This is a genomic window from Nonomuraea sp. NPDC050536, assembly GCF_044457685.1.
Lineage (GTDB): Bacteria > Actinomycetota > Actinomycetes > Streptosporangiales > Streptosporangiaceae > Nonomuraea.
Genome location: NZ_JBITHD010000008.1, coordinates 195,330 through 211,557, shown reverse-complemented (window position 1 = coordinate 211,557; position 16,228 = coordinate 195,330). Strand labels below are relative to the sequence as shown.

Sequence of the window (16,228 nt, the reverse complement as noted above, 5' to 3'; positions counted from 1 at the left end):
CGCCGCGGCGGGCGGCAAACAGCCGCCGTTGGTCACCCCTCCCGGCCCCGTGGTCATGCGGATCGGCCTGCTTGACCGTGATTTTCCTTGAAAGCTAGGGTCCGAGGCGATCTGGGAGGCGGTCACGACGTGAAACCTGCCCCATTCGCTTACCAAGCTCCCACCAGCACTGAGGACGTCATCGCCCTGCTGGCCGAACACGGTGACCAGGCGCGGCTTCTGGCCGGCGGGCAGGCGTTGATGCCGCTGATGGCGAGCCGGACGCTGCGCAGCAAGCTGCTGATCGACCTGAACCGGGTGCCGGAGCTGTCCTTCGTGAGCCGGACGGATCGGCTGAGGATCGGCGCGCTGACCCGGCTGCGGCGGCTCGAGAACGACCCGGTGGTGCGTGCGGCAGCGCCGCTGCTGTCCCGGGCGGCGGCGCTCGCTGGGCCGGTCCAGGTGCGAAACCGGGCCACGCTGGGCGGTGCGCTGGCGTACGCGGATCCCGCCGCCGAGCTGCCCGCGGTCGCGGTCGCCCTGGGAGCGAGCGTCGAACTGCGTGGATCACGGCTCCGGCGCCTGGCCGCCGCCGACTTCTTCCTGGGCGCGCACCAGACCGCCCTGACCGGCGGGGAGCTGCTCGCCGCCATAGAGTTCCCCCCGTCCGACGCGGCGTTCGCCATCGAGAAGATTCCCCCGCGGCCCGGTCGTGCGCTGGCAGGCGCCGTGGTGGTCCTCGCCCGTGACACCGCCAGGCTCGTGCTGTTCGGCGTCGGGCCGACGCCGCTGCGCCCGGCCGAAGCGGAGGCGGCGCTGGCCCGGGGCGCCACTCCTGAGGAGGTGGCGGACGCCGCGGTGGCCGAGCTGGACCCGCGAAACGCCCAGGGAGCCACCCGGCGCGCGCTGGCACGCGGGGCGGTCCTGCGGGCCGTGGCGACGGTACGAACCGAGGTGACGCATGGCTGAGCCCGTGATCGTCGAGATGACCCTGAACGGCCGGCCGTTCCGCGCCGAGACCACGCCCCGCACCACGCTGGCCGACTTCCTGCGCGAGGACTGCGGGCTCACCGCCACCCACCTCGGCTGCGAACAAGGCGTCTGCGGCGCGTGCACGGTTTCCATGAACGGCGCCACCGTCCTGTCCTGCCTGGTGCTCGCGGTGCAGGCGGACGGCGCGGAGATCTGGACCGCGGAGGGCCTCGACGGCGCCGCGGCGCCGCTGGCGCAGGCCTTGCACGCCGAGCACGGCATCCAATGCGGGTACTGCACGCCCGGGATCCTGATGCGGGGCACTGAGCTGCTCGAGGAGCAGGCCGCGCCGAGTGAGCAGGAGATCCGCCTCGGGCTGTGCGGGAACCTGTGCCGCTGCACCGGATACGCCGGCATCGTCAAAGCAGTGGCCCGCGCCGCCTCGGCCGACCCGAGCCTGCCTTCGACGGGCACCGTGGTCCCGCGGCGGGAGGACGAGCGCCTGCTGGCCGGGCGCGGCGAGTTCGTGAACGACGTGTCCCCGCCCGGGACGCTGCACGCGGCGTTCCTGCGCAGCCCCATCGCCTCCGGGCTGATCACGCGCCTGGAGGCGGCCGCGGCGCGGGCCCTCGACGGCGTCGTCGCGGTGTTCACCGCCGACGACTTGAACCCCCAAGCCGGACAGATGCGGCCGACACCCCTGCTGGAGGCCGACGAGCCGCCGTTGCTGCCGCTGGCAGCGGACCGGGTGCGTTTCGCCGGGGAACCGCTCGCCCTGGTCGTGGCCCGGGACCGCTACATCGCGGAGGACGCGGTGGACCTGATCGAGGTCGAGATCGAGCCGGAGCCCCCCGTGCTCGATCCGGAGACCGCGGCAGCAGGCGACGCGGCCCTGGTCTACCAGGAGACCGGATCGAACCTCCACCAGGAGCTGGCCTCCCCGGTCCGGCCGAAACTCCGGCAGGCCCTGGAAGACTCGCCGCACGTCGTCCACGCCACCTCGCGCCAGCAGCGGCAGACCAACGCGCCGCTGGAGACGCGGGGCGTGGTGTCCTCCTACGATCCGGACACCAAGGAGCTGGTGGCCTCCATCTCGACACAGAACCCGCACGAGGCCAAGCTGGCGATCTCCAGGGTGACCGGGGTGCCGGTCGAGCGGGTGCGGGTCACCGCCCGCGACGTAGGCGGCAGCTTCGGGCAGAAAGTCTGGACCGGCCGGGACGAGCTGACGGTGGCGCTCGCCGCCCGTGTGCTCGGCCGTACCGTCAAATGGATCGAGACCCGGCAGGAGAACCTGACGGCGTCCGGCCATGCCCGGATGGACATCGGCGCGGGGACCTTCGCGCTGAACGAGGAGGGCCACATCCTCGGCTCCTACTTCGACCATCTCGAAGACACCGGCGCCTACCCGACCGGTGTGGTCGCCAAGGCCGGTCCGTTCGTCGGGATGACGTTCACAGGTCCCTACCGGGTTCCCCTGCACGCCTTCCGCTTTCGGTCGGTCCGCACCAACACCTGCCCGCGCGGGGCCTACCGGGGGCCGTGGGCGTTCGCCACGGTCGCGCGCGAGCAGATGCTGGACGAGGTGGCCAGAGCGGTCGGGCTGGACCCGCTGGAGCTGCGCCGACGCAACGTGCTTGGCGCCGGCGACCTGCCCTACACCATGCCGACGCGGCTGGTTCTCGATCACGTGACCCCGGCGGAGACCCTGGAGGAGGTCGCGCGGCGGCTCGACTACCAGGGGATACGGCGCCGCCAGCGGCGGCTGCTTGAGGAGGAGGGCCGCCTGGTCGGCGTCGGGCTCGCGATCGGTCTTGAGCCCTCCAGCATCGGCACGATGGAGCCGATCGACAGGGACACCGCGCGGCTGCAGGTGGAACAGGACGGCACGGTCACCGCGTACCTCGCGACCGGGGCGGGCGGCCAAGGCGTCGAGACGACGATGGCCCAGGTCGTGGCCGCCGAGCTCGACCTCGACCTGGAAGATGTCAGGGTGGTGCAGGGCGACACCGGCGCCACGCCGTACGGCCGGGGCACCGGCGCGAGCGGCACCGCGGTGATCACCGGCAGCGCCTGCCGCGCCGCGGCGGCGGAATTGCTGGCCATGGCGAAAGAGCTCGCAGCTGAGCTGCTCGGCGTGCCCGCCGACCGCATCGAGCCGCGCCGGGGGATGCTCGCGGATCGCCTGGACCCGGGCGCCGCGCTGTCCTGGGCCGAACTGGCCAAAGCGGCCCCGGCCCGCGGGGCCGCCGAGCGGCTTGAGGCGTTCGGCCATTACAAGGCACCACCGATGACCTGGTCCAACGCCTGCCACGGCTGCGTGGTGGAGGTCGATCGCGATCTCGGACTGGTGCGGATCGAGCGGTACGTCGTCGCCGAGGACTGCGGCAAGATCATCAACGCCAAGGTGGTCGAGGGGCAGATCGCGGGAGGGGTGCTGCAAGGCATAGGCGGTGCGCTGTTCGAAGAGGTGCGCTACGACGAGCAGGGCCGGCCGCTGACGCCGGGGCTGGCGGAGTACGCCGTGCCGACGGCGCTCGATGCGCCCACGGTCGACTTCGTGCACATCGAGACCCCGTCTGCGACGCCCGGCGGCCACAAGGGCATGGGCCAGGGCGGGGCAGCGGGCGCCCTGGCCTGCGTCTTCAACGCGGTCGCCGACGCCCTGGCGCAGGTCGGCGCGCGCGTCGACCGGACACCGCTGGACCCGGAGAGAATTCTCACCGCCCTCGCCGAAGCCGGTTCCCGATCGCGGCAGCCAGCCGCTCGGCCACCATCACCGTCGTGAGATAGGGCGGCACGCCGCAGGGCACCGGCATCACCGAGGCATCGGCCACCCACAGGCCGTCCACCCCGAGGACGGACCCCTCCTCGTCCACCACGGTGGCGGGCTCGCCCGCCGGCCCCATCCTGCAGGTGCCCGAAGGGTGGTACAGCACCCTGCAGTTCTCCCGAAGCCATTGATCGAGGTCACCGTACGGCTGCGCCGGGCGGCCGTCGACGACCTCGTGGAAAGCGGGATGGTCGAGCAACTCGGCGGCGTGCCGGACGGCGCCGCGCAGCCGCTCCAGGTCCCTGCGATCAGAAAGCAGGCGAAGGTCGAGCTCCGGGTCATCGGCGGGATCCCGGCTCCGCAGCCCCACGCTGCCGGTGGACTCGGGCCGCATGAGCGAGACCAGCAGCCCGCCCGCGGCGGGGCCGACCGTCCGCTCCATCGGGAGGAACTGGATGTCGTCGGCCCGGCCGGGGCCGGAACGCGCGCGCAGGAGGCAGCAGCCGGAACCGGTCTCCAGGGATCGCGCGGCCGCGGCGGCGGTCAGCCGGAAGCCCAGCAGCACCGCTGGATGGTCGCTCAGCCCGGCGCCGACGCCGGGAAGCGAGGTGACGACCTCGACGCCCAGCGCGTCGAGCCGATCTGCCGGACCGACTCCCGAGCGCATCAAGATGGCGGGTGTGTGCACCGCACCCGCGCACAACACCACCGCGGGTGCGGACACCACCTCGCGGTGCCCCTCGCCGACCAGCTCCGCGCCGCGGATCCGGCCGGAGGAGAACAACACCCGCGACACCACGTGCCGCCCGGCGACCCGCAGCCGGGGGTGGTTCCTGGCCGGTTCGAGATAGCTGTCGTTGCTGGAGACGCGCACGCCGTCCTGTCGATTCCACGCGGCAGGGGAGATCCCGGTGCTTGCTTCGGCGTTCAGATCGGGATGCTCGGCATGGCCGAGATCGATCGCGGCGGCGTGCAGCGCCGCGCTGACCGGCCCGCACCCGCCCGCGGGCGCGCGGGAGATCGGCACGGGGCCGCGCGACCCGTGGCCGGGACGGTCACCGAAATCCAGATCCCGTTCGAGGCGGATGAACGCGGGAAGGACATCCGGCCAGGACCAGCCGGAGCAGCCGGCGCGCACCCAGGCGTCGAAGTCCGCCGGCGTGCCGCGGATCGCTAGCTGGCCGTTGATCGCCGAGCTTCCGCCCGCCCCCCGCCCGCACGCATAGGCGCGCATCGGCTGGTCCTCGGTGAGCCTGGCCATCAACCCCGGCCAGCGCAACGAACGCACCGCCAGCGCCCTGCCGATGTCGGTTCCCCGCACCGCGGGCGGGGTGTCCGCACTGCGATAGTCCTGCCCGGCCTCCACCAGCAGGACGTCCGCCGTGCCCGCCTCGGAGAGCCGGGCGGCGACCACCGCGCCGGCCGCTCCTGACCCGACTACCACGACATCGGCGGTGCGCGGAACCGCGCAGTCTCCCGCAGGCACGATGCACATCATGGCGTTTTGGAGCTCCCCGCCACCAGACTGACCGTGGTGGCACGCCCTCCCCGCGCGAAGGGAAACGGATCATGCGTGACGTCCTCGAACGGATTCTCGAATGGTACGACAGCGGTACGACGTTCGGGCTGGCGACCGTCGTCCACACCTTCCGCAGCGCGCCGCGGCAGCCCGGCGCGGCGATGGCGGTCTCGGCGCAGGAGGAAGTCGTCGGCAGCGTCTCTGGAGGGTGTGTGGAAGGGGCGGTCTTCGAGGCCGCCAAGGAAGTCATGGAGACCGGCGAGCCGTCGTACGAAGAGTTCGGTTTCAGTGACGACGACGCCTTCGCCGTCGGTCTGACCTGCGGTGGAATCCTGCACGTATACGTGGAGCGGGTGGACCGGCGGACGTTCCCCGAACTGCGCGCGGTCGCCGCCTCGGTGGAGGCGTACGAACCGGTCGCCGTGGCCACCGTCGTCGCGGGAGCCGGGAAGACGGGCGCGCGACGGGTGATCTGGGACGACCGCGCCACGGGCTCGCTGGGATCACCGGGGCTGGACTACGCGATCGACGACGACGCCAGAGGCATGCTCGCCCAGGGTCTCATCGGCCAGCGCCACTACGGGCTGGACGGCCAGCGGAGGATGGACGAGGTCTCGGTCTTCGTGCAGTCCTTCGCGCCGCCGCCGCGGATGCTGGTGTTCGGCGCGATCGACTTCGCGGCGGCCGTCGCGCGGGTCGGGAAGTTCCTCGGTTATCACGTGACGGTGTGCGATGCGCGCGGGGTCTTCGCCACGGGCAAACGATTCCCCGACGCGGATGAGGTCGTGGTCCGATGGCCGCACGACTATCTCAATGAGATCACCGTCGACGAGCGGACCGCGATCTGCGTCCTCACTCACGACCCGAAGTTCGATGTGCCGCTGCTTCAGGTCGCGCTGCACACACCGGCCGGCTACATCGGCGTGATGGGCAGCAGGCGCACGCACGACGATCGCATCGCGAGGCTGCGAGAAGTCGGGGTCACCGAGGAGCAGTTGGCGCGTCTGCACTCGCCCATCGGGCTCGACCTGCACGCGCGAACCCCTGAGGAGACGGCGGTGTCGATCGCCGCCGAGCTCATCCAGACGCGCTGGGGCGGTACCGGCCAGGCATTGACCAAGACGCAGGGCCGCATCCACGGTCCGGCGAGCTGAGGCCGCAGTCCGGCAGCCAGTCCCGGATCCCCACGGGGATCCTCGGCGCGCGAGTGAGGAAAACTCTCACTCAGACGCGGCCCGCCGCGCGCTCGGGCACGTTGCGCTCCCGCCACCCGATGCCGTGCCGGGTCGTACCGGCCCGCACCCTGGTCATCGCCCGGTGCAGCCGGCTCAGCCCGCCGTCCGGTGACCGCAGGTCGATCGTGACGTGCGCGACGTCCGTGAACTCCAGCAGGGTGTCGTCGATCCGCAGCGTGTCGGTGCCGACGGCGACCTCGCGCACGGGCTGCGCTGAGCCGTCCGGCGCCATGAGGTAGCCGTCAGGCGGGATCCGGCCACGCGTGTCCAGGTGGGTGGCCTGGAACCGGGTGCCGTCGGAGAGCCGGCCTGCGCACCAGGTCCAGCCGATCCGCCACCAGTCACGGACACCCCACGAGTGGTCCCGCTGGCCGGGGCCGACCAGCGGGAGAGACTCCCCGTCGAGGCTCACCTCGCCGACCGCCCAGCCGGGTTGCTCCATCCTGTTGCCCCGCGTGTAGCCGTACGCGGGAGCCTGCTCGCGCCAGGTGAGATCCAGCCGGAACCCGTCGCCGCCGGCGGTGATGCGCCAGCCGTCGCCGCCCGGCTCGACCAGGAACCCGAGCGCCGGGTCCGTCGCCCTCCAGGGGACTTCCCGGCGGCCGGTCAATGGAAGATCCAATGCGTGCCCGCCGGCGCGGTCACCTGCCACCACGTAGGCCCAGTACCAGCGCCGGCCCAGATGGGGATAGTCACCGACCCGCACGAAGCCGCCGGCCGTACCGTCCGCCGCGGCGAAGTCGAAATACCATGACTCGCCCCACAGGCGGTCGGTGCCCGGCCTGTGCACGTCGGCCGGGGGCTCACCCGCGGCATGCGGCTCGGAGTCCATGTCCAGCACACGATAGTGGAGTGAGGCGGAGGCGCGGGTGGGCGGACCATCGGCCGTTGTGGCGGGCGGCCGATCCTGCTGAAATTCGACCGTGTCGTACGGCAGCCTGAGGCCCCTGGGCGAGGCGTCCGGGCGTGCCGCGTCGCTGGTCTGCTGCCCGCATGCCGGCGGGACGGCCGAGTTCTTCCGTGACTGGCCTTCCCGGCTTCCCTCCGAGATCCGGGTCGTGCCGGTGCAGTACCCCGGACATGGCGACCGGATTGCTGAGCCGTGCCTGACGGACGTGCACGAGTTGGGCGCGATGCTCGCCGCGGAGGTGGCCTGCCTGCCGGAGCTGATTCTGTTCGGGCACAGCTTGGGCGCCGCCGTCGCCTTCGAGGCAGCGGTACGGCTGGCGAACCAGGGCACGCCGCCCCGGGCCGTCTTGATCTCCGCCCGCGGCGCACCGCACCACGACCATGTCAGGCCGCCGCCCACCGACGCGGCGATCTGGCAGGAGATAGTCCGGCTCGGCGGGACGCCCCCCGAGATCGCGGCCGATCCCCAGTGGCGCGAGGTGCTGACCCCGATGCTGCGCGCCGACTTCCACGCTGACGCCTCCTACCGTCCCAGCCGCACCCGGCTGCCCTGCCCGATCACGGTCCTGCTGGGCGAGGACGACGAGGACCTGTCTCGCGCCTCGATCGATGCCTGGCAGGACTACACCGAGTCGGACTTCGCCGTCCGGGTGTTCCCCGGGGGCCACTTCTACCTGGTCGATCACGTCTCCGACATCGCAGCCGAGGTGGAGCGCCAGGCGGATCCGCCGGTCACCCGCCTGCGAACTCCCGGCACGGGCGGGGACGACGCACGATCATCCGTGTTCAGGGGTACCCCATGATCGACGCCGCCGACTTGACCATCCGCGAGCTGCGGGAGATCGACCTGCTTGATCCGGGCACGTTCGTCGACTACGACCTGTCGTCCCTGTGGCGGGCCCTGCGCCGGGAGAGCCCGATCTACCGGCACCCGCGCGGCTTCTGGGTGCTGACCCGCTACGAGGATCTGGTCGCCGTCTACAAGGATCCCGCCCGGTTCGGCTCCCACGGCGGCAACGTGCTCGCGACGCTCACGGCGGGCGGCGATTCGGCCGCGGGCTCCATGCTGGCGGTGACCGACGGCCCGAGCCACCGGCGCATGCGCGCCGCGCTGGTCGACTCGCTGCGGCCCAGGACCATCGGCGCCCTGGCAGAACCGCTGCGAGCCCGGACGTCCGAGCTGGTGCGGAAGATGGTCTCCGGCACGCCGTTCGACTTCGCCACCGAGATCGCCGAGCGGCTGCCGATGGGCACGATCTGCGATCTGATGGGGATACCAGAAGGTGATCGAGCCCAGCTGCTGGAATGGAACAAGCAGGCGTTGAGCTCGGACCTGCCGGGAGCGACCGAGTCCGACGCGCAGCTGGCGCGCGGCGAGATCCTCATGTACCTCACCGAGCTGGTTCAGGAGCGCCGGGATGACGCCGGGACCGACGTGGTGAGCGAGTTGATCGCGCACCTGCCCGACGACGGGAGGCCGCTGAGCGACGAGGAGATCGTCTACAACTGCTACAGCCTGCTCATCGGGGGAGACGAATCGAGCCGGATGTCGGCCATCTGCGGGGTGCTCGCGTTCTGCGACCGGCCGGACGCCTGGCGCCGCGTGCGTGCCCGTGAGGTCGGCCTCGACTCGACGGTCGAGGAGATCCTGCGCTGGACCACGCCGGCGATGCACGTCGGACGGCGTGCCAGGCAAGCGGTCGACTTCCTCGAGCAGCAGATCGCCGAGGGCGACATTGTGACGTTGTGGAACACCTCCGCCAATCGCGATGACGCGATCTTCCAGTCGCCGGACACCTTCGACCCCGCGCGGCAGTCGAACCGTCATCTCGCGTTCGGGTACGGCCCGCACTTCTGCGTCGGCGCCCAGCTCGGCAGGCTGGAGCTCAGGATCCTCCTGGACGCGCTGCGGGCCTCGGTCACCGAGATGGCGCTCGCCGGGGAGCCGCAGCGGGTCTACTCCAATTTCCTGTTCGGCTACAGCACCCTGCCGGTGGTGTTCTCATGACGTTCCCGCGGCGAACCTGAATCCCAACACCAGGCGCATGAACTCGGCGTAGTCACCTCGATGGATCTCGTGTCCGCTGCCGGGGAGTTCGTGGGCGGTGCAGTGGCTGGGAAGATACTCGCGAGCCAGTCGCCAGTCCGCGTCGTTCAGCATGCCTCCGCGCTGCGGATCGCCGCGCAGGATCAGCGAGGGAACCTTCAACTGCGCAAGGAGGGGAAGGAGCGGACCGGCGGCGGCGCCGTCGTTGATCGCGCTGAGGTAGACGTCGGAATCGGCACGGTGGACGTCCTCAAGCAGGCTTTCCCGATCGATCGGGTGCCAGTCGCGGCAGACCAGCTCCACCCATTTCTCCGAGTATTCTCGCGAGCTGCGCATCATCCACAAGAAATCCTGGACTACCGGCTGGGTACCCGTGGAAGCCATGTCGGGAGGCAGCTCCTCCAGGACGAGGCCGCCGAGAACGGGGGGAACCCGATCGCCCGCGGCACCCGTCGCCAGCGTGAGAGCGGCCGCGGCACCCCAGCAGTGCCCGATCAGCAGGGGAGCTCGCACACGCAGGACGTCGATGAGGTCATGCAGGTCGCCGGCGACCTCGTGCAGGCCGTAAGACCCGGCGGGTGGTTTGACGCTGGATCCGTTGCCCCGCAGGTCCACGGCGATGACGTCCATCCCGGCCGCGTTCAGCGCCGGTCCGACCCGGGACCACGTCGTCCAGCTGCCGCCGTTTCCGTGCACCAGGAGCGCTCTGGGAGCGTCGGCGTCCCGGGCCCATCTGACGTAATGGAACCGGCCCGCAGTGAGGTCGACGTGGTGGGATTTCCCGGATGCGGCGATGAAGCCGTCGTCCTGGTTCATGATGACGGCCGGCCCGCGATCAAGCGAAACGGCTCACTGCACGCCGTCTCGCTGGGCGGATTTCGCCTGGCCACCGTTGGAGCGAACCAGTTCCGCGATACTGCGGACGTCCTGGAAATTCGAGGCATTGAGCTGCTCCGGCGGGATCTGTGAACCGAGCTCGTTGTGGATGAAGCTTACGAGCCTGGCCGTCTTAAACGAATCGAGCACGCCCCACGCGAGCAGCGGGGTGTTGTCGGTCAGCTCGCCCGCGGGATCACCGTCGAGAAACTGTGTGCGGATGAACACGAGCAGGTCGGACACTATCTGGTCGTCGGCCACCCTGCCTCCCTTCCTGCTACCTCACCGCCGGCGGGGTGATGATGGGCTCGCCGCCCGAGCGCGGCGCGGTCGACCTTTCCGTTTCCGGTGCGGGGGAGCTCGGCGACCAGGTGGATCCGGTTGGCGATCATGTACGGGGGGAGGCGCTCGGCGCTGTGCCGCTTGAGCGCCAGCACCCCGGGCGCCCGTCCGGCCACGGGGACCACGAACGCCTCCAGCCACGCGTCGCTCCCGTCACCGCCGACGACGACCGCGGCCTCGTCGACGTCGGGATGGGCGGCCAGCGCGGACTCGACGTCGCCCAGCTCCACCCGGTGCCCGCGTACCTTCACCATGAGGTCGCGCCGGCCGACATAGTCGAAGGCGCCGCCCGGCAGCACCCGGGCGATGTCACCGGTGGGATAGGGCCCCCGCTGCGGTTCGCGTCCCCAGTAGCCGAGCATCACGGTGGGCCCGTCGACCCACAGCTCCCCTTCCTCGCCCGGCCCGGCCCGGCCGCCGTCGGGTCTGATCGCCCAGACCGTGTCACCGCCGGCCGGCAGGCCGATCGGCGCCGGGCGGTCACGTTCCAGGTCGGCGGGTTCGACCTGGTGGTAGGTGCACACGTTGGTCTCGGTGGGGCCGTACAGGTTGAGCAGCCGCGCGCGGCTCCACGCGGCCAGCAGGCGCAGCTTGGCGATCGGAAAGGGCTCACCGGCGAACAGCAGGGCACGCAGCGTGCGCGGCGCCGGCCGCTCCAGCAGGCCGCCCTCGCGGATCATCAGGGTCAGCGCGGAAGGGACCGAGTACCACACGCTGATCCGCTGCTCGTGCAGCAGCTCGACCAGGCGTTTGGGCGAATAGGAGAGTTCGGTGGGGACGAGATGGACCATGGCGCCGCTGGAGAAGGCGGCGTAGAGATCCAGGACCGACAGGTCGAAGGCCAGCCCCGCGTGGTTGGCGAAGCGATCGTCCGGCACCGCGGCCAGCTCGGCCGCCGCCCAGTCCACGAACGCGCGGGCGTTGCGGTGGCTGATGCACACGCCCTTCGGCACGCCGGTCGAGCCGGAGGTGTAGAGGACGAAGGCCAGGTCGTCGGCGCCGACCGGCTCGTTGACGGGCTCCGCGCTCCCCGGCACCGCCTCGGTGATATCGAGGCAGCGGGGCGCCCCGCCGTACTCGCCCGCCATCCGTGACAGCCGCGGCCCGTCACCGCACACCAGCCGCGCGGCGCAGTCGCGTATCACCGCGGTGCCCCGCGCGAGCGGGGTGGCCGGGTCCACCGGGACGTAGGCGGCGCCCAGCCGGAGTACGGCCTGCATGGCCGCCACCACCTCAGGCGACTTCTCCGCCCAGATGACGACCCGATCGCCCCTGGCCACGCCGGCCCCGCGCATCCTGGCTGCCAGGGCGTCGGCCCTGCGGTCGAGGTCGGCGTAGCGCATCACGCCGTCGGCGCCTGCCACGGCGGGCCGCTCCGGATAGCGGGCCGCCGCGTCGATGACGAGCTGGTGCAGGGTCATAGCCCGGCCCCGCGGGCGATGATCTCCCGCTGGATGTCGCTGGTCCCGGAGAAGATGACGCTGGGGACCGAGTCGCGCAGCTGTGCCTCGCTGCCGGTGCCGGCGAGGTAGCCGGGGCCGCCGAAGATCTGGACGGCGTCGAGGCTGTTGGCCACGGCCGCCTCCGAGACCGCGAGCTTGGACAGCGCGGTCGCCTGAGAGTCCGGCCTGTCCCGATCCAGGAGCCAGCAGGCCCGGTAGAGCAACAGCCTCGCCGACTCCAGCCGCTGGGTCATCGTGGCGATCCGGTGTGAGACCGCCTGGAACGCGCCGATGGGCCGGCCGAACTGCCGCCGCCGCTTGGCGTGGGCCACGCACTCGTCCAGTTGCCTGCGCATCTGGCCCAGGTAGAGGGCGAACAGGCAGCTGCGCTCCCAGCTCATCGAATGCTTGAAGATCGCATTGCCCTGCCCCTCCTCTCCGAGCCGGTACCTCACCGGAACCCGGCATCCGGAGAACTCCACCCGCCCGGCCGGGCAGGCATGCAGGCCCATCTTGGTGAACGGTTCGCCGACCGAGATGCCCGGCAGGTGCCTGGGCACCGCCAAAGCGGTCTGGCCCAGGAAACCGGCGTCCCGATCGGAGGTCCCGTAGACGACGAACACATCGGCGGCCGACGCGTTGCTGACGAACGACTTCACGCCGTCCAGCACGTACTCGTCCCCGTCGCGGACGATCGCGGTGCCCAGCGTCCCGACGTCGGAACCGGCCCCGTCCTCGGTCATCGCATTGGCGGCGACCAGTTCGCCGCCGGCCATGCCTTCGAGCAACTCGGCGCGCACGGGGTCGGCGCCGAAGTCACGCACCGGGATCGCGCAGGCCAGCAGGTGAGCGCCGACGGCGAAGGCCAGGCCCGTGTCGGCCCCGCCCTCGGTGAAAGCCTCCAGGCACAGCGCGGTGTCCAACGCGCCCAGGCCGCCGCCGCCGTACTTGGCCGGCAGGCACAGACCCGTCATGCCGAGGCGTGCGGCCGCCAGCCACTCGGCGCGGGCGAACGGCACGCCCGGTCCCGTCAGGTCCGGACCCTGCCTGCGGACACCCGCGAGCACCTCCTCATAGCGCCTGCGCTGTGCCTCGCTGAAGTCGAAATCCATGCTTTGCACCAAATCGTCCGGGACTGAGAAGGACACGGTGGCCGACAGGACGTTGGCAATGTGGCACAGCGTTTTCCGCCTGTCGAGCGTGCCGGTCTGTTCCTATGAGGGAAGAGCCATGACGTGCCATGATGAGTCGCAGGATCGGATTCGAAGGAGGGACAGGTTTGTCCGAGCAATCGAAAGATCCTCTCACCGGCAGGCGCCTGACCAGTCACGAACGGCGGTCCGGAGAACTGTGGGACGCGTCCTACACCGACGGTCCCGCGCCATGGGACACCGGTCAGCCGCAGCCGGCGATAGTACGTCTGGCCGCCGAAGGCGGATTCACCGGGACCGTGCTCGACGCGGGCTGTGGGTCCGGCGACAACGCGCTCCACATCGCCTCGCTGGGCCTGCCCGTCTTGGGCGTGGACGTGGCCGAGACGGCTCTGGAGATCGCCCGGGCCAAGGCCTCGGAGCGTGGGATCAAGGCCGAGTTCGCCGTGGCCGACGGGCTCCGGCTGGAGGCCTTGGGACGCGAGTTCGAGACGGTGCTCGACTGCGGCCTCTTCCACGCCTTCGACGACGAAGAGCGGCCTGAATACGTCGCCGGTCTGGCGTCGGTGACCGCGCACGGCGGGACCGTGTACTTGTTGTGCTTCAGCGACGAAGGTCCCGAGCCCGGCCCGCACCCCGTCAGCAGGGAAGAGCTGACCGCGGCGTTCACCTCCGGATGGGACATCACCGCGATCGAATCGGACACGGTCCAGACCAGATACCAGCCCGACGGCGCGCCCGCCTGGCTCGCCACGATCAAACGGGCCTGACTACCCCGCGACAAGAGCCGAGGATGATGATGATGGGAACCTCCGAGTCCTGGCACCGGCCGACCGTGACGCCGAGGATCATCACCGGCGACCCGGCGGGCCTCGTCGGCTTTCTCCAGCAGGTGTTCGGCGCCCAGGGCGAGATCGAGGGCGACCGCCCCGTGGAGATGCGCCTGGGTGACTCGCTCGTCATGGTGAGCGACGGTGGAGGGGTGCACGCCGAGGCGCCGGCCTTCCTCATGGTCTACGTGGACGACACCGACACCGTCTTCGCCCGCGCCGTGGCGGCCGGGGCCAGCGCGGAGGAGGAGCCCGCGGACATGCCGTGGGGCGACCGGCGTGCCACTGTCCTCGACAAATGGGGCAACAAATGGCAGATCGCCGCGCCGCATCGGCCTGCACCCTCAGCGTGAGCCTGCGGAGCAGCGGTAGTCCGGCCGGATCGAGCTGCCGTCAGGCCGGGTGAACACTGAGGCTCACCAGCCGAGCCGTAACCGCAGCCACAGCGCCAGACGCTCGTCCGGGTTGGCGAGATCGAACCCGAAGATCTCCTCGGCGCGGGAAAGCCGGTACCGGATCGTGTTCGGGTGCACGGACAGCCGATTGGAGGCGGCCGCGATATCGCTGTTGGCGTCCAGGTAGGCGAGGATGGTGGACGCATAGGTGGTGCCGTGCTCGAGATCGTGGGCGCGGACCGCCGGCCCGAGCCTGCGGGGCAGCGCCTCGTGCGCGGCCAGTAGCTGGGCCAGCGAGGACAGCGTCGCGCTGGCCCACACCTCGTCGATCGTGGCCACCTGACACGGTTCCGGGTCACCCAGCCGGTCGGTAAGTGCGCGCAGGACGAGATCCGCGTCGGCGCGTGAGCTCGCGATCGAGCGCAATCCCTGGACGAGCGAGCCAAGTCCGGCCTGGACGGGCACCCGCAGCGCACCGTGGGCTCGCCGGGCGATGTCGGCGACGAGTTCGCGATGCGCGTTCGGCGAAGGCCCGCTCGGCAGCAGCGCATAGACCGTTCCGTCGATCAACGCGCAGCCGTGCCTGCCGTAGTGGGCCTCGCAGTGCAGGCTCACCAGGTCGGCGAGCCGGGTGGCCGCGTGTGACGCGAGAACATCGTCGGCATTGCTCGAGGCGACGGCGAACGCGGCCACCGCGACGGGCAGGTTCGGGTCCAGGCCAAGCTGTGGGGCCACCGCGGTGACACTGCTCGGGTCGGCGAGCAGCCGTCGCAACAGGTCGGCGCGCCTGCGCCGGACGGCATCGACCGCGGTACGGGCCGCGAGCAGGTGCAGCGAGACGATGTCCGCAACGTCGGAAAGGGCCTGTGTGGCAGCGGAGTCCAGGCAGTCCTCGGCATCGACGACCCAGATCGAACCCAGCGTCTCGCCTCCCGCGCGGACTGCGACACCGAGACGAGGAAGGCCGCCGGGAACGGCTGGGAACCGGCAGGGACGCACCACCTGGACGAGAGCGCGGTACTGCTCGTCGTAGTCCGGGCCCTCCGGCACCTGGAGGTCGAGGATGCCCTGGCGGCGGCCGTCATCGATGGCCTGCCCGGGCAAGGTCGAGTACGCGAGGATGCGCCGGTGCGAATCCTCGATCACCGTGGCACCTCCTAACATCCCCGCGATCGCGTTGGCCAAGGCGAACAGATCGCCGACGACCGGGCCGCCCGAGGCCGGCGCGAAACTCACCGTGGCGGTGAGCGCCGAGGAGATCATGGCGTCCAGGTGGTGCCAGGCCACGGCCTCATCGGCGGCGAGCAGCACGATTCCGGACCGCTGCGCGGCTTCCACCAACTCGGTGACCGGCTCGCCGTAACTCTTCACCACCAGGCAGGCGTACCCGGCCTCGGCCGCCGAACCAACGAGCTCCTTCGCCTGCGCTTCGGCCGTTCCTACGCCGACGGCGAGCAGGATCGCGTCCCTGACGGATGGAAGCGGGGCTCGCCGCTCGAAGATGAGCACGCCCGAGACCGGTACCGGCCTTTCCGGCAGTACGGTCAACGGCCGCAGCAGCGAGGAGCCCAACGCATCGAGGACCTGTCCGAGATCGGGTACCCCGGTATCGAGCATCCTCACCTCTTTAGCCAGACGTACAAAGCATTCGCGGACTCTCTGGACGGGCACCGAATGCCCACGGCTGGTCCGGACACGACGCTGTCAGTATGCGCGTTCCAGCAAGCGTGCCGCGGCCGGTTGCCTGTCTGGTCCTGC

Annotated in this window: 14 protein-coding genes; 7 read left to right on the top strand and 7 right to left on the bottom strand. The window is 71.0% G+C overall.

Annotated elements, in window-relative coordinates:
- Positions 1-129: 129 nt before the first annotated feature.
- Both ACIBHX_RS24005 and ACIBHX_RS24000 read left to right on the top strand, forming a co-directional pair.
- On the top strand, positions 130-948 hold the full coding sequence (locus tag ACIBHX_RS24005; protein WP_397069429.1) for an FAD binding domain-containing protein: 819 nt from the start codon (positions 130-132) through the stop codon (positions 946-948).
- Positions 941-3,739, top strand: coding sequence for a molybdopterin-dependent oxidoreductase (locus ACIBHX_RS24000; RefSeq protein ID WP_397069428.1), 2,799 nt, complete (start codon positions 941-943; stop codon positions 3,737-3,739). Before ACIBHX_RS24005 ends, ACIBHX_RS24000 begins: the two co-directional genes overlap by 8 nt.
- On the opposite strand, the gene ACIBHX_RS23995 is transcribed toward ACIBHX_RS24000, so the two are convergent.
- A complete protein-coding gene (locus ACIBHX_RS23995; RefSeq protein ID WP_397069427.1) occupies positions 3,672-5,210 on the bottom strand; it encodes a GMC family oxidoreductase in 1,539 nt (512 codons plus the stop codon). The two genes, ACIBHX_RS24000 and ACIBHX_RS23995, sit on opposite strands and share 68 nt — an antisense overlap.
- A gap of 83 nt (positions 5,211-5,293) precedes the next feature.
- Here ACIBHX_RS23995 and ACIBHX_RS23990 point away from each other — a divergent pair, with 83 nt between their 5' ends.
- A complete protein-coding gene (locus ACIBHX_RS23990; RefSeq protein WP_397069426.1) occupies positions 5,294-6,397 on the top strand; it encodes an XdhC family protein in 1,104 nt (367 codons plus the stop codon).
- Positions 6,398-6,467: 70 nt separating this feature from the next.
- Here the strand turns inward: ACIBHX_RS23990 and ACIBHX_RS23985 are convergent, their stop codons facing one another.
- On the bottom strand, positions 6,468-7,310 hold the full coding sequence (locus ACIBHX_RS23985) for a hypothetical protein (RefSeq protein ID WP_397069425.1): 843 nt from the start codon (positions 7,308-7,310) through the stop codon (positions 6,468-6,470).
- 91 nt (positions 7,311-7,401) lie between these two features.
- Here ACIBHX_RS23985 and ACIBHX_RS23980 point away from each other — a divergent pair, with 91 nt between their 5' ends.
- Entirely contained in the window at positions 7,402-8,190 is a 789-nt protein-coding gene (locus ACIBHX_RS23980) for a thioesterase II family protein (RefSeq protein WP_397069424.1), read from the top strand.
- On the top strand, positions 8,187-9,395 hold the full coding sequence (locus ACIBHX_RS23975) for a cytochrome P450 (RefSeq protein WP_397069423.1): 1,209 nt from the start codon (positions 8,187-8,189) through the stop codon (positions 9,393-9,395). The genes ACIBHX_RS23980 and ACIBHX_RS23975 overlap by 4 nt, the downstream gene beginning before the upstream one ends.
- Here the strand turns inward: ACIBHX_RS23975 and ACIBHX_RS23970 are convergent.
- From ACIBHX_RS23970 to ACIBHX_RS23955, 4 genes are read right to left on the bottom strand one after another with little or no spacing between them, the layout of a single operon-like run.
- Positions 9,390-10,250, bottom strand: coding sequence for an alpha/beta fold hydrolase (locus ACIBHX_RS23970; protein ID WP_397069422.1), 861 nt, complete (start codon positions 10,248-10,250; stop codon positions 9,390-9,392). The genes ACIBHX_RS23975 and ACIBHX_RS23970 overlap by 6 nt on opposite strands.
- A gap of 33 nt (positions 10,251-10,283) precedes the next feature.
- Positions 10,284-10,571: an acyl carrier protein gene (locus tag ACIBHX_RS23965; protein ID WP_397069421.1), complete on the bottom strand. Its 288-nt coding sequence runs from the start codon at positions 10,569-10,571 to the stop codon at positions 10,284-10,286.
- Positions 10,553-12,073: an amino acid adenylation domain-containing protein gene (locus ACIBHX_RS23960; RefSeq protein ID WP_397069420.1), complete on the bottom strand. Its 1,521-nt coding sequence runs from the start codon at positions 12,071-12,073 to the stop codon at positions 10,553-10,555. The genes ACIBHX_RS23965 and ACIBHX_RS23960 overlap by 19 nt, the downstream gene beginning before the upstream one ends.
- Positions 12,070-13,206, bottom strand: coding sequence for an acyl-CoA dehydrogenase family protein (locus ACIBHX_RS23955; RefSeq protein WP_397069419.1), 1,137 nt, complete (start codon positions 13,204-13,206; stop codon positions 12,070-12,072). Before ACIBHX_RS23955 ends, ACIBHX_RS23960 begins: the two co-directional genes overlap by 4 nt.
- Positions 13,207-13,373: 167 nt before the next feature.
- Between ACIBHX_RS23955 and ACIBHX_RS23950 the strand changes: the two genes are divergently transcribed.
- Together ACIBHX_RS23950 and ACIBHX_RS23945 are read left to right on the top strand one after the other, a co-directional pair.
- Complete coding sequence (locus ACIBHX_RS23950; protein WP_397069418.1) at positions 13,374-14,015, top strand: class I SAM-dependent methyltransferase; 642 nt, start codon at positions 13,374-13,376, stop codon at positions 14,013-14,015.
- 32 nt (positions 14,016-14,047) lie between these two features.
- Positions 14,048-14,428 (top strand): VOC family protein, encoded by a 381-nt coding sequence (locus ACIBHX_RS23945; RefSeq protein WP_397069417.1) that lies wholly within the window; start codon positions 14,048-14,050, stop codon positions 14,426-14,428.
- A gap of 63 nt (positions 14,429-14,491) precedes the next feature.
- Here ACIBHX_RS23945 and ACIBHX_RS23940 read toward each other — a convergent pair whose 3' ends face one another.
- Positions 14,492-16,087 carry a PucR family transcriptional regulator gene (locus ACIBHX_RS23940; protein ID WP_397069416.1) on the bottom strand — a complete coding sequence of 532 codons (1,596 nt, stop codon included), beginning with the start codon at positions 16,085-16,087 and terminating at the stop codon, positions 14,492-14,494.
- Between the last annotated feature and the right edge of the window lie 141 nt (positions 16,088-16,228).